The sequence below is a fragment of the Paenibacillus sp. FSL R5-0378 genome (assembly GCF_038009285.1).
Taxonomy (GTDB): domain Bacteria; phylum Bacillota; class Bacilli; order Paenibacillales; family Paenibacillaceae; genus Paenibacillus_AQ; species Paenibacillus_AQ favisporus.
The window spans coordinates 7075618-7089724 of the sequence record NZ_JBBPAY010000001.1 but is presented as its reverse complement, the minus strand read 5'-3'; the positions used below and the strand labels follow the sequence as shown (position 1 = coordinate 7089724).

Here is a 14107-nt window from a genome sequence, read left to right as displayed (position 1 = left end):
AATATTATGTATGTATTTTATCCTAAATTAGGATATTTATTCATGAGGTATTATTGCTTTCCAGATGTGTGTGAATAATTCGATACGTATACTTCTAGGGCATCGTAATTTGGCAAGGTCTATAAAGCGGAACAATCGTAGTTGAGGAACCGCAAATAATCGCAATAGGAGCTGAAGCATGTGAATCATTCAACCTCCATCGACAAAGCCAGAGAATGTAGGAATAAGCCGTTAAAAATCCAGGAACGAAATTTGGGTCAAGCCAAAGGCATGATCAAAATGCAACATCTTGCACAGATCCACATGAACTCAGCCGCGCGGATGATGCATCCAACCTCTGCACATGTCTGCGTCTTGTTTAGTGACCGCGCCTTCGAGTACATGCTTAAGGCGTTGTATATGAGGAAGAATAACTGCATGCTTCCTCCGCCTTCTTTTACGCTTCAGGATATCTTACAGTTAACGGCTCAGGACTCTGTACCGGATTTAGATAGGGTATTGTTCATATGCACAATCCATTTTCTGGCCGGCTGCAATGACATTTCCCTTTTGCAAAATGTAACTCCTTCACAGCTTCAGAAACTGTTGAACAAAGTGGACGATGTACTGCTTCACCTGTCAGCCAGAGTTGGATCTCATCCTTCCGAGTCGTACCGCTCTATTTTTCACAAATAAAAAAAGCATGCTAGTTAGTGAAGCCGAGCAAGCGGATTTGTTAGTGTAATTTCCTATGCGTTGTAAATAGATATACATACTGATAATATGACCTTGAGACGGATAAGAGGGGGATTTGCAGTTATGCATTACGGTGGAATAGGAGCCACTAACGAGCATGCAAGACTGATCATGGAGAGCTATCAAAGATTGACTGGACAATCGCTTCTGGGTGAGCCGGCCTCAGACAGCCACCCGTTCGAACAATTATTTAACGCACCCTGTGTGGTGCTTTCCCACGGAACAGAGACCGACCCGGTCCTGAACTTCGGCAATCGGGCGGCGCTGGAGCTATGGGCAATGGATTGGGACAAGTTCACAAGCACGCCGTCAAGACTCACTGCGGAACCGATGGAACGGGAGGCGCGGTCGGTTTTTCTAAAAACGGTAGGCGAACAAGGCTATATCGATAACTACACGGGAATCCGCATATCCAGCACAGGCCGGAGGTTTCACATCTTGGAGGCAACCGTATGGAATTTGACGGACGAAACCGGAAAGATTCACGGGCAGGCCGCGGCATTCCGAGAGTATCGTTACGTTTGAGGATACGGTTTGAACCAAGGATACGAAACAGACATGGTTTTAAACTAGCGCGCCTCTCGAAATCATAGTTGGCAAAAACGGGTAATTATACGTAAACGCTTCTCATGATTTTGGGCGAAGCCAAGCAAAAGGCTGATCTTGAGGCTAAGCTGCATAAGTAAATTGAGGTATATTTCTCCATATGCTAAGATAACAATAAATAAGGAGCAGCGGCCAACTGCTCCCCTATACAGCATTTGTGGTGGGATTACCTCCTCAGGTGTAACTGAACAAGAAGTAACCCGTCAGGCCGTCAACCTGTGGCGGGTTACTTTTTTTTCTGTCGATATACGACAACAAAGCAACGATGAATGCTGCAAACACGATAATATCGGAAAAATAGAAGTTCATACACATCACCTCCCTCTGGAGGCTTGTGTATACCCACCACAAATTGTGCTGTACAAACCAGACTATACCATAAGGGACTCATTGCGAGAGTCCTTTTTCTATTTGCAAAAGGAGGGAAATCCGTGGCATCACCGACTGGATACGGCAGAAACATAAAGGGGCAGCAACGGTGATATGGGCTATAACAAGTCCAACGGATATGTCACGATTAATGTCCAAGACTTCTTGAATTCTTCCAAAGTATTCGACGGCGATCGTTCTGTTTTTCCATTGCCCGGGCCGACTACCTGGCTTCATTGTTAAAAGAGAAGCTCGTCTCCACCTATATGAATGTAAAGCAGGACTTGGGGAGAGGCCGACATACCGGCGGCAATCGATCGAAATAAAGAATAGCAGCGTAGGAATAATCACTTGTGCCGCTATCTCTTTTTGGAAAGGAATGAGTGAACAAACTATTCCTTATTCGAGTTTAACCTCATCTGGGACAGCCCCATTTTTTATTTATTTTTGGAGTTGAGATAAACATGCAGTACCGAAGCAAAATAGCCAATAAAGTACGTGATGACAACAACCAAATTGATGTAGAAGGCATTTTGAGAGCTTAAACCTAATGCCTCGAAAAGATCAGTAATCCAAAAAAAACAAATTAAAAAAACAATAAGGAATATCCAGATCGGTAACGGAACAATAAACCACTTTTTAAATGCCTTTTTCATGGAGTATAAGTTACCTCCTAGTCAAGTTTAAGGGAGAAGTAGGTTGCCCAAGCAGCAGGCCAATAGTAATCACGGAAAGAACCACTATTTCTGGCTTGACCCATTTAATTGCTTGCGATGAGACAAATAATATTATTTACTAGATTTGGTTCAAACATATCAAAATCAACCGATCCATCTACATTCCGAATGGTTTGATAAAGCGTGAGTATCCCCGCGGTCACGATTCCGACAACAGCTGCAGCCATTCCGGCATTAATAACAGCCTCCGCTGCCAGGAGGCCGAATAAAGTAGTTACAACAGCTACACCGATCCCCTGCATATAGCCTGCATTCCCAGAAGATGTGTGCACCTTATAGACCGAAACATACAACAATCCCCATATTTTTTAAATAAAACTCCCCTTCCAAAATGAACTTTGTATTAGTACTACTAAAATTGTAAACATTTACATGTTACCAATAATTAAATATTGTTTCTATATATAAGTAATTTTGGTGATGAAAAGTATTGAATTCTCTTTTTTAGACAATCCCTTCAGATTTTATGGAACAATTTATAAACAAAGAGTGTCTTACATATTAAGGAGAATTTACCTCCGGTGTGAAAGGAGAGAGCGTAATGAGAAAGTTTAAGTTACTAACATTATTCGCAACTGCAGCACTGGGGATTTCCATGGTCTTTGGTGGACATAATCAGGCATTGGCTTCTAGCGTCAAGGTGATCGGGAAGAACGGCCCCATTACCTCGGATGTTGCACCTTACTTAAAGAAAGGAACCGTGCTGGTACCGATCAATATCATTGGAAAGCTTGGTCTAAGCAATCTCAATATGTCTTGGGATAATACCCACAAACAGGTTAGGATCTCATATCGAAAAGTCATGATCACGGTCAAGGTTAACGAAAAATATGGGATTATCGGAGATGAGGGGACTCCATTAGCGCAGCCTGCCCTGATAAAGCATGGAAGGGTTATGGTCCCTGTAAGATTCGTTGGAGAGGCGTTGGGTGAGCCGGTGGCATGGGATGCAAAGACTCAAACGGTAACCGTTGGGAGTTCAACGGTAAGTAGTCATGCTAAAAGTGCTCTAACCTTGGAGCGAATCCGGGTCCTCTCTCTACCTCGTGTGAGCTTAAAGGAACAGATCAATGCGGGTGGATTAATGACGGTGGTCTGCTATTTCCCTGTAGGAAGAGCGGATGAGTATTTTGTGAAAGAGGAAAACCGAATCGATTATTATAAAGTGCAGCAAGGAAAGGCGGTTCAGATATGGGCTGCTGAAACAACTTACGATATTGTTGAGAATAAGGGTCTTCCTTTCTTTCCGTATAAAATTGTTCAAGAAATAGGGGAGCGGCCAAGCGTGAAGGGGTCTTTTATATATTATAAAAACATTGGAGCTATCGCAGCTGTATTTTATGGCATTATCAATGAGCAAGGAAAGGCCATACAGCTAGGTGAAGCAGATGGGAACAAAGGGGTTATTGTAGACATCCCTGAGGAAAAGAACTACATGAAACATTAAATGGCTACCTGAATTGATGGCTGGTTCATATTTTTAAGTCAAGGGGCTAATCATGAGAAAAATAAATAGAAGATTTATAATTCTTACATTTGCTGTTCTTGTTTTGATCACAGGGACAAGTGTATATGCAAGCGATGTTCTTCCTTCTCTTTTTCCAAATGTAAGTCCCGAAGATGAGGCTCTTCCGCAAGCAGTTCATGATCGTTTAACTCAATCATGGAGCCAAGGTCGTGAGATCATACTGAGCAGTGAGGGAAGGGCATTTGGAATCAATAGCAAAGACGAAGATTTGTCAAAATGGACATTTATCGATTTTGCTCAATTTTATGATATGATATCTACTTTTTCTATGCAAAAACGTTCTTCTTTTCTAGAGGCTTATTATAGTGAGGAGCGGAGAGCTAATCTTGACGTAGGTGATTATATGTCGGCATTACTGATAAATCCAGAAAAGTCACGGGCTTTAGTTTATTGGGAGAAAGCCAATGGTTCTTATGTTGTCATGGATTTAAAATCTAAAAGAAATTCGAAATCCTGGTATGTCGATGGAGTTGAAATTTTTAAGGTTACGGGATTTAAGAAATGAACGAATTAATTTAGCTCATCAATACTCACATTAATTACTGCTGCTTATAACAGTAAATCGTTATTTTGAAATTTTCTCAAAAGGACGTGCTATGCATTGAAAAAATATGCTCTAATTTCTGTATTATCTCTCTCGATAGTTTTATCAGTAGCTATAGCAACGTCAGTTGCGCCAACTTCTCCAAGCAATACAGAAATTTCAAGTGTGGAACATACGATAAATGACAATATCGTGCAAACAGGGGATGAAGGTAATGATATTGAAGATCCTATAATCACTCCATTTGCAGTTGACCCTTTATTTAGCACTGTTCTTGCTGGAACAAATGCTACCTCTAATTTTACTGTTAACAAGGGATATGGTCATATAAAAATATATGTAAAAAACACTGGCTCATACCCCATCTCAGTTACTGTACAGCATAGAGATACAGGCAGAGTTTATCTTGATACAACTGTAGCTCCAAAAGCTGCACCTTTGGATTGGAGAAGTTTTAATCAATTCCCACAGGGTGTCTACAGTGGAGATTATGTTGTTACATACCGAGCAGGTGGGAATATTATGAGCGGTGAAGCTTGGGGAATGTCTGCTACAATTAATAGCGATCTCTAATTAACAGATTAAAAGATCCTGCTGGCTTCACCGGTGCGCTGAATACGGAGCCTGCAGTCTTCTCGATAAAAGCAATGGGCTGCCACTAGGCAGCCCATTAACAGAGAAAACGAAAATTAATCAACGAATGAATTCGACCGAGAAATCTCGGAGGATTCGAGTAAAGCCAACATGGAAGCATGAAGCAAAGATCCCGTGATGAAAAACCGACCTGGAGGCGAAATGTGAGCAAAATAATTGATACTCGGATTTTCAAGGTTAATCGTTTATATCTACAGTTACCTTTCGGTCTTCATTTTTAGAATCAGAGAATATAAGAGTCCATTTATTGTTGTCATTTGAAAATGCTATATCTTTAACTATAGGGACCTCTACATTTTGTAGTTTCGATAGAGCTTCATTTAATACATCTTCTTTTGTTTTATGTGCACCAGGAATAGCATCCATTTTGATTACGCTTATTTTTTCTGATACTCCCTGTGCTGGATTTGATGTCTGTATCTGGCCCTTTAATTGCACTTCAACTAATTGTCCAACTGTAAAGTTAGGAGCATCCGTACTTGTGATCCATATTGTTTCGTATTCATTATCACGATATGGTCGTTGTGAAACGACCAGCAAGCGTGTAGTTTCATTTTTTACTATATACCCGGTTATCGTGCTTGTATCCATGCTCTTATTCACCTTTTCCGACGTACTGCAACCTAATAGTAAGAATGAATACATAATTATTAAAAAAAATACAAGAGCTTTCTTTTGTTGTCTTCCCAAAGATAGAGCATTTTCAAGTAAATTGACCATATCAAAAATCTCCATTTTTCACATAATAAGAATATATTAACATTATACTAAAAAGATAATACTGCCGAGAAAACATAATCCCGACAGTATTTAATATACTAGTAGTTAGTATCGGATGTATATAGGCTATAGTCCGGCCAATAATAGCGGAAATAGGAGATTTTTGTTGCGTATGCGGCTGAATTTGGCCCGTATGCTGTATCCTTTTCGGACATTATACCATACAGTACATTGGGAACAGTAGAATACATTGGCGCTCCACTATCCCCATTGTTTTGATTTTGCCAATATGGATTTTCAACCTTTATTGCATCTTGGAAATTTGAGGTGTTCACACTAGTGCTGAGTACTTTAAAGCAGGTTTCATTCGTTGTAATGCCTGCTTTGCAGAGCGTTTGTCCTTGTGTTGCTGAGGCAGTTGCAGTATATTTCCCGTCGTAGGCTGTATTGGGAGATGTCCGCAATATTTTATTACTTATCCAGCGTCCGGAAGCAGTCACCTTTATCAAACCAATATCGTGATTAAATGATTTAGCCCAATCAACGCCGACTGAAGTGGAATTTTGATATACCGTAGAAGTACCGTTACCCGTTAAGCAATGTCCTACCGTCACGATGAATCTATCAGTTCCTTTTGTAGCCGTAGCAGCCATCGTACAACTAGAATTATTAATTGCTATACCGCCGCCTAATACACCAAAGTTATCCGTTCTTGTAAATGTTTTTTCAGTTCCTTCAAATGCACTATTTATGCGGATATCCACTGCATCTTTATAAAGTCCGAGTAATTTATTCTTTACTGCATCTGACATACTCGAGGCTTCAATTACCACTTTTCCTAATTCTTCATCCATATAAGTTTGAGTAATTTTGGTTCCATCATTATTATATTCAGAAAATTTTGAAAGATCTTTGTTTATATTAAAGAGTTCTTTGGAGGAGTACTTTCTTCCCTTTACAATTTTTATCTTATCGGAAGGGACAAGACTTTTTATCTTTTCAATAGTACTATTTACATTCTCGCTGTCTTTAGAAACCGCAATATTAAAATTGCCACTTTTATCGATATAAAAGGAACCCACATTTTCAAAGTCAACTAAAGCTTTTTTTACTGCGACTAGCTGATCGTTTTCTCTATCTTTTTCAGGGGAAGCCACCGAACTGGTAGTAGAAGAGAATTCTGCTGGATAAATCAGAGATGCTTCTGTTTGATTCACTGGACTATTAGCATCTGCTTCCGCGGAAGACATTGTCCAAATGAGCGTTGTAATTACTGCGGTAGATAGAACGATTGATTTGAAAAGTTTCATATAAGTGCTTTCCTCCCTTTATTTGATTTGCGATTATTCGAGGATCCATAACAATAGCAAACTAATTGTGATGCTAACTTCAAAATATCCCTATAGCTTATTATCCAGACGTCACCTCCTTTTTCCATGATAAATTAAATAATCCATAATTTACCTAGTTGTACATACATAATAATCCATAATATGGTTTCTTGTCTTATGTCCTAGTTCCTATCTTTTTAAATCTAACCTGTTAAGAAAATTAAAAGCGAGCAGTACCACGCTTTGAAAGATGAATTGGGATGAACCTTTGACGAACGATGGGAATATGAACGCGGTCTAGCGGAACAGCATGCTATCCTCAGCGATACTCAGCGGGTACTTGCGTGAAGGCAAAAAGGTTTCGTCACGATTGAGGACTAAGGAAAGAGGGCACGCAATTTCTTAAGGATGACCGAGAGAACCACTCATCATAGCAAGTCAGAAAATTGGTTTTCTCAAACAATTGGATGTCTGATCTCCTAAAAGTATACTAATATCTATATTCAGGCCTAGTCAGCCGACCAATGGTCCGACGAATGGGACTGTCTTTTTAACGGTCTTTGAGTTCTCGAGCGTGAGCACTATTTTTGATGTAGTCAAGGTATTAGTGAGCATCACGCTGGTTTCAATGGTGGTTTATTTCTATGGAAATCAGCGGAAATAACGATTTGCTCTTCTCACAAAGTCACCAATTATGGTGGCTTCTTTTTTTGTTTAACCATGAGCTCGACCACCTCGAAAATCCCCGTACCACCGGCCTTTCCCACCTTCCCCCGCCCATCTTCCCATCCCCCGAAAATATTGCGCACCCCATCAAAAAATGTTGCTTGCCTGAAATCCGGGGCTCGGCATATCATGAGTCCATGCGGAAGCGGGCCTGCAAGTTCCGTCGAGATCATCAGGGAAGGGGAAGATCATGAGAGCCATTCGTCAGCCGAATCAGCGAAAATCTTTTCGAGTGCGTGACAACCTCCAGCTGTACTTAATAATGCTTCCCGTTCTGGTTCACATTTTTATTTTCAGCTACATTCCGATGTACGGGATTCTGATCGCTTTTCAGAATTACTACCCTGGCAAGCCGTTTTTATCCCTGCACGGAACGGATTGGGTAGGTTTTCAGCATTTCATCGACTTTTTTAACGGCCCGTATTTCGGGCGATTGATGCGGAACACGTTTTTGCTTAGCTTTTATTTTCTAGTGTTTGGCTTCTGGGTGCCGATCCTGTTTGCGCTGCTGCTGAATGAACTCAAAAGCGGCGTATTTAAAAAATACGTGCAAACCGCAAGCTATTTGCCCCATTTTATTTCGAATGTGGTCGTGGCGGGGATGGTGTTGTCTTTTATCAATACGGACGGCATCGTGAACGCCATCGTCAAGCTGTTCGGCGGCACGCCGGTGGCGCTGAATACGGAGCCGGGGTATTTTCCGGCGATTTATACGATTACGAGCATCTGGAAGTCGTTTGGGTGGAGTAGCATTTTATATTTGGCCGCCATGTCCTCCGTGGACCCGCATCAGTACGAAGCCGCGAAGATGGACGGCGCCAACCGCTTCAAGCAGATGCTCCATATTACGCTGCCGGCTATCCGGCCGACGATTTTTATCCTGCTGATATTTGCGATCGGCAATTTGCTGTCGGCTAACAGCGAGTTTATTTTGCTCATCTATAACCCGATGGTGTACGAGACGGCCGACGTCATCGGCACGTATTTGTACCGCGACGGCCTGCTGGGCGGCAATTTCAGCGCAGGGACGGCTGTAGGATTGTTTATCTCGATCATCAATTTCACACTGCTGTACACAGCCAATACGCTCAGCCGTAAATATTCCGATTACGCCTTATGGTAAGGGGGAGTCCCATGGCCGCCTTGGTCAAAAGAAATCCGAACACCATCAAGCAAGGCTCGGTTGTCGTCGACGTCGTGTTGTACGCGCTGGCGCTCGCCCTTTGCTTAATCACGCTGTATCCTTTTTATTTCGTGATCATTATGTCCATCAGCAATCCGACGGAAGTCGCGGCCATGAATGTGTTCTGGTACCCGAAAGGCTTCTTCCTCGATTCGTACAAGCTGATCGTCAGCGATACGAAAATGTGGTGGGCTTATTCCAATACGTTGATCTATGTGAGTGCGGGTACGATTTTAAACTGTCTGACAGCGGTGCTCGGTGCCTATCCGCTCACCGTTCGCAATCTCATGGGCAGGAAATGGGTCGTGTCGTACCTGCTGATTCCGATGTATTTTGGAGGCGGTCTCATTCCGTCCTATCTGCTGGTGAACAAGCTTGGACTGTATGACACGATGTTCGCGGTCATCATTCCAGGGATGGTCAGCATTTGGAATATCATCCTGGTGCGGACGTTTTTTGCCAACATTCCGGACGGGCTGAAGGAGTCGGCTTTTATCGACGGCGCTTCCCATTTACAGCTGCTGTTCCGGGTCATTATCCCGATATCCAAGCCGATCCTGGCGGTCATCGCCATTTATTCAGTCGTCGGCATCTGGAACAGCTGGTTCGACGCGCTCGTGTATTTACCGAATGAGAAGCTGCATCCGCTGCAAATGTACCTGTACCGGGTCGTGGTCCAGCAGTCGGTTGATTTAAAGATGCTGTCGATGGAGGATGCAAAAAATGCGGTCGCCAACATGCTCTCGAACATCCAGCTGAAATACGCCATCATCGTCTTTACGACGTTACCCGTCATTTTTACATATCCGTTCTTTCAGAAGTATTTCATCAAGGGAGCGCTGCTGGGTTCTTTAAAGGAATAGGCTAGGCCATCCGAAGGGGGAAGAATTGTATGAAAAAAAGGAAAAAACCGTTCATGACCGCCATCGTCGCCGTTGTTCTCATCGCTTCTGTAACCGCTTGCAGCGGGGGAGACAGCAAACCAGAGGAAGCTGACAGCAACGCCCCGGCCGGGCAGCAGTCCGCCAAACTGCGGCTCCTCGGGCCGACGGGTTCGAACAAGTTCATCAAATTCGAGGACAGGGAGAAGTACCCGGTCTGGAAGGAAGTCGACAAGCTGCTGACCGATGCGAACCTGCAGCTCGATTACGAGCTCGTTCCGAACGAGCAGTATAACGTCGTTATCAAAACGCGAATGGCGTCCGGCTCCAATCTTCCGGATATCGTCAACATTTCGGCGCTGGACAATACGACGGTGCTCAATCTGGCGAAGCAGGGCGTGCTGCTGGACCTGAATCCGCTGATCGAGAAGTACAGCAACGGCAACATCAAGAAGATGTATGAGCAGGAGTTCCCGTATGCGAAAAAGACGACAACGACGTCAGACGGGAAAATGTACTGGTTCAGCGATCTGCACAAAAAAACGTATCAAGGCACCGATCCGGCTCCGGTCTCCTTAACGATGCTGCTTCGCAAGGACTGGCTTGATAAGCTGAGCCTTCCGGTTCCGACGAATGCGGAGGAATATTTACAAACGCTGAAGACGATGCGCGACAAGGACGCCAACGGCAACGGGCAAAAGGATGAGGTCCTCGTCTACGATCCGGGTGCCTTCTCGGGACCGATCGCGCAGTGGTTCGGGCTGGGGACCAGCATTTCTTCCGTGGATGTTGAGAACAAGAAGGTCGTCTCCCCGTGGTACCAGGACGGCATCAAGGATTACTTCCGCTACCTGCAGCAGCTGGTGAAGGAAGGCGTGCTCGACACAAGCCTGATCGGGGCGACAGGGGAGCAGAAGCAGCAGAAGATGACGGAGAACCAGGTTGCTTCCACAGGAGATTACAACCTGGAGACGTATCTGGAGCCGACGATCAAGGGGGGCGGGGAATATCTCCCGTTGATGCCGCTTCAAGCGGTAGACGGCATTGCGCCAGCAGCCCAAATTGAGCCGCCGTTTCTGGTGTGGCAGAAATACGCGATTACGAAAGACAGCAAAAACGTAGAAGCGGCGATCAAGTATTTTGACACGATCTATTCGGATAAGTATGCGGAGCTTCTGTATTGGGGCATCGAAGGACAAACCTATAAAAAGGATGAGAGCGGCGCGAATGTATTCATCAACAACGCCTCGGACGAAGAGCTGGCCAAAACGGGCCAGGTTCCCGGACTCCGCCTGTTCGGCGATACGGTGTTCCCGCGGGTTCAGTTCGCCAACCTCGAGTTTGAGCTGTCCGGCGTACCGAAATACAAAGCCGACAACGAGCTCGCTATTCTGAAATACAAGCCGTATTTCGTCAATATGAACGACAACTATTTGGCGATTCCCGACGATCAGCAGCTGGAAGCGAAAACGAAGATTTTGACCAACCTGAACACGTATTCCACGGAGCTCGCAACCAAGCTGGCTTTAGGGCAAAAATCGCTCGACAACTGGGATCAATACATGGCCGATCTGAAAAAGCTGGGGCTGGACCAGCTGCTGGAGATCGACCAGCAATTGCTCGACAGATACAACAGCATCCAGTAACGTTGACAGTAACCGTATGACTTTGGAAAATGGCAGGCTCCAATTCGCTTTGGAGGCTCTGCTGTTTTCCTGTTTTTGCTTATCTAATGGGGGAGGGATAGTCTGTGCGCAATGGCAGCTTCGGAAGCGGCACGTTTCGTAAAATTCTGTTGTCTTATACCGCGATTTTGATCATCCCGATTATTGTGTTCAGCGCATTAAACGTGCAGCGGAACATCGTCGAGGAGAAACGCCGGCAGCATGAAGCGCATGCTCTGGACGCCAAGCGGATCGCCGATCTGGTCGACAATAAACTGAATGAGCTCAAAACCTTGGGCAAAACGCTGAGCAACGAATCCTGGGTGAAGAAACTGATGCAGGATACGAACGTATACGATCAGGAATTCGATATTACCAAGATGCTGGACATTCGCACCAGTCTCGGCAATAGCGTGAGTTCGCAGGGGATTCTCTCGTTTGGCATGGTGGTGTTTCCGGAGCAGCAGAAGGCGATGACTTCGTGGGGCATGTTTCCGCTGAAGGATTTTTTTCAGTCGATTGTCGCATTCGACGAAGCTGCCGAGCAGCAGCTGCAGAACTCCTATTCGCAGCAGCAGTATTTCACCATCCTGCCACCGGCCAGCATGAAGCTGTGGGGCAGCGATAAACGCGTGATTCCGGTACTGCAAAGCCTGGAGGTGGTGAATCATCCGCGCGCAGTTTTGGTATTGTTTATTGATAGCGCTTACTTTTCGGAGTATATGCACCGGTTTGGGGGGATCGAATCGCAGGAGATCGTCATGACGTCCCGGGATGCGCTGATTTACAGCCAAGTCCGAAATGATCCGGCAGCCCGCGGCGGTGCGGCTTCCTACCCCATTCATTTGTCTTCGGAGGCCAGTGATGTGCAGTATGCGATCTCCTACGCGGACAGCAGCGTCATCGGTATCGGCAATTTGTTCAGCTCGCTGGCGGCCATCCTGATTTCCATCGTTATTGGCGCGTTAATGGCTTATCTGCTGGCCAAAATCAGCTACCGTCCTCTTGGGGCTCTGCTGAGCAAGTTGAGCGCCGCGGCGCGGGTTGAGGATTCCCGAAACGGCAAGGTGACGGGTTCCGAATACAATTTTATCGAAAAATCGTTCGACCGGCTGCTGCACGAAAACCGCAAGCTTCAGCAGTCGATGCAGGATTACGAAAACGCCGCCAAGTCGAATTTGTATCTTCGTCTGCTTAAAGGATATTTTATGGATGATCAGCAGAAGAACGAGCTGGGGAAACTGGGGATCGGTTATACCGAGGACATGTATTACTGCACGATGCTGGTCAGCTTCCACGCGATCCGGGACTTTTCCGACTTCGAGAAAATCCGTAAGATCGAAATGCTGATGATGGTGATCGTGGAGAAAGCGATGAGCCGTTACGGGCTGGACTATGCGCTGTTCGAGGTCACGAATGCGGACAAGGCAATGATCGTGTCCTCCGGGCAGCCGTTTGGAGACGATGATATGCTGGAGCGCATCGCTGCCGAGATGGCTGACGAAATCGAGCGGCTGAGCGGATTTCATCCCGATATTTTATACGGAGGGGTTGAGCAAGGGCTGGTCGGCATCAGCAAATCGTATTACACGGCCAATGAAAGACTGCGCTACACCATATTCTCGCGCGAGCATTTTCAGGTGCTGCAGGAGGAGACGATGCAGGCCGGTGTCGATTATTATTATCCGACGGATTGGGAAGTACAGCTCATCAATAACCTCAAGATCGGGAACCTGGATACGTCCCTGCAAATTCTGCATGAGATCCATGCCGAGAACGACAAGCGTGAGCTGGACGAGGCCAGCGTGAGCCGGCTGCTCTCCCTGCTGATGGAAACGATGCTGCGGGTGCTGCATGAGCTGAATCTGGATACGGATATCTATACGAAGCAGTTTTGCAGCCGGGCCAAAGCGGCGAATATGGAGGAAATGTGGAGCTATATGTTTGAGGTCGGCACGCTCATTTGCGAGCGGAAGCGGTATGCCAACACGTCTTCGGCGGTGTCGGCCGGCAGCGAGCTGCTGCAGTATGTGAACGACAACTATTCGAGCGCGGACATTTCGTTAAAGCAGCTGGCAGAGATGTACCATATGTCCCTATCGAAAGTGTCCAAAATATTTAAAGAGGTGACCGGCATCAACTTCTATGATTATGTATGCCGTCTGCGGATGGAGAAAGCGAAAGAGCTGCTCCGGGAACGAAGCTGTGGCATCGATCACGTTGCGCGCCGGGTCGGCTACGAAAATGTGTATTCCTTCAAACGCGCCTTCGCGCGGTATGAAGGGATCAAGCCAGATGAGTATGTGGAGTCGGCGGATGGCCGGTGATGTTGGATTGGGGAGATATTCAGCATCAATGCTGTCCATTTTTTGTGGCCGCGGTCATGTATCAATCTGTATGACCTCCGATCTTATGAGCTCGGGAAATGG

Annotated in this window: 12 protein-coding genes; 9 read left to right on the top strand and 3 right to left on the bottom strand. The window is 45.4% G+C overall.

The window, feature by feature from the left end; translation table 11 throughout:
• Nucleotides 1-180: 180 nt before the first annotated feature.
• On the top strand, nucleotides 181-675 hold the full coding sequence (locus tag MKY74_RS32705; RefSeq protein ID WP_076176619.1) for a hypothetical protein: 495 nt from the start codon (nucleotides 181-183) through the stop codon (nucleotides 673-675).
• Nucleotides 676-798: 123 nt separating this feature from the next.
• Nucleotides 799-1260 carry an MEKHLA domain-containing protein gene (locus MKY74_RS32700; RefSeq protein WP_076176620.1) on the top strand — a complete coding sequence of 154 codons (462 nt, stop codon included), beginning with the start codon at nucleotides 799-801 and terminating at the stop codon, nucleotides 1258-1260.
• Nucleotides 1261-2470: 1210 nt separating this feature from the next.
• Here the strand turns inward: MKY74_RS32700 and MKY74_RS32695 are convergent.
• Nucleotides 2471-2689 (bottom strand): hypothetical protein, encoded by a 219-nt coding sequence (locus MKY74_RS32695; protein WP_076176622.1) that lies wholly within the window; start codon nucleotides 2687-2689, stop codon nucleotides 2471-2473.
• Between the two features lie 299 nt (nucleotides 2690-2988).
• Between MKY74_RS32695 and MKY74_RS32690 the strand changes: the two genes are divergently transcribed.
• The 3 genes from MKY74_RS32690 to MKY74_RS32680 all read left to right on the top strand — a co-directional run bounded on the left by MKY74_RS32690 (nucleotide 2989) and on the right by MKY74_RS32680 (nucleotide 5092).
• Complete coding sequence (locus MKY74_RS32690) at nucleotides 2989-3894, top strand: copper amine oxidase N-terminal domain-containing protein (RefSeq protein WP_076176623.1); 906 nt, start codon at nucleotides 2989-2991, stop codon at nucleotides 3892-3894.
• A gap of 52 nt (nucleotides 3895-3946) precedes the next feature.
• Nucleotides 3947-4480: a hypothetical protein gene (locus MKY74_RS32685; protein WP_076176624.1), complete on the top strand. Its 534-nt coding sequence runs from the start codon at nucleotides 3947-3949 to the stop codon at nucleotides 4478-4480.
• 96 nt (nucleotides 4481-4576) lie between these two features.
• Nucleotides 4577-5092, top strand: a complete 516-nt coding sequence (locus MKY74_RS32680; RefSeq protein ID WP_144025544.1) for a hypothetical protein — start codon at nucleotides 4577-4579, stop codon at nucleotides 5090-5092.
• Nucleotides 5093-5350: 258 nt separating this feature from the next.
• On the opposite strand, the gene MKY74_RS32675 is transcribed toward MKY74_RS32680, so the two are convergent.
• The gene (locus MKY74_RS32675) at nucleotides 5351-5764 is read right to left on the bottom strand and encodes a DUF3221 domain-containing protein (protein ID WP_167372949.1); all 414 of its coding nucleotides are present in this window, start codon (nucleotides 5762-5764) and stop codon (nucleotides 5351-5353) included.
• Nucleotides 5765-5991: 227 nt separating this feature from the next.
• Nucleotides 5992-7203, bottom strand: coding sequence for a S1 family peptidase (locus tag MKY74_RS32670; protein WP_076176626.1), 1212 nt, complete (start codon nucleotides 7201-7203; stop codon nucleotides 5992-5994).
• Nucleotides 7204-8140: 937 nt separating this feature from the next.
• Between MKY74_RS32670 and MKY74_RS32665 the strand changes: the two genes are divergently transcribed.
• The 4 genes from MKY74_RS32665 to MKY74_RS32650 all read left to right on the top strand — a co-directional run bounded on the left by MKY74_RS32665 (nucleotide 8141) and on the right by MKY74_RS32650 (nucleotide 14005).
• Nucleotides 8141-9073, top strand: coding sequence for an ABC transporter permease (locus MKY74_RS32665; RefSeq protein ID WP_076176627.1), 933 nt, complete (start codon nucleotides 8141-8143; stop codon nucleotides 9071-9073).
• An 11-nt stretch (nucleotides 9074-9084) separates the two neighbouring features.
• On the top strand, nucleotides 9085-9996 hold the full coding sequence (locus tag MKY74_RS32660) for a carbohydrate ABC transporter permease (RefSeq protein ID WP_076176628.1): 912 nt from the start codon (nucleotides 9085-9087) through the stop codon (nucleotides 9994-9996).
• A 29-nt stretch (nucleotides 9997-10025) separates the two neighbouring features.
• A complete protein-coding gene (locus MKY74_RS32655; RefSeq protein ID WP_076176629.1) occupies nucleotides 10026-11660 on the top strand; it encodes an extracellular solute-binding protein in 1635 nt (544 codons plus the stop codon).
• Between the two features lie 104 nt (nucleotides 11661-11764).
• Complete coding sequence (locus MKY74_RS32650) at nucleotides 11765-14005, top strand: helix-turn-helix transcriptional regulator (RefSeq protein WP_076176630.1); 2241 nt, start codon at nucleotides 11765-11767, stop codon at nucleotides 14003-14005.
• Nucleotides 14006-14107 lie beyond the last annotated feature (102 nt).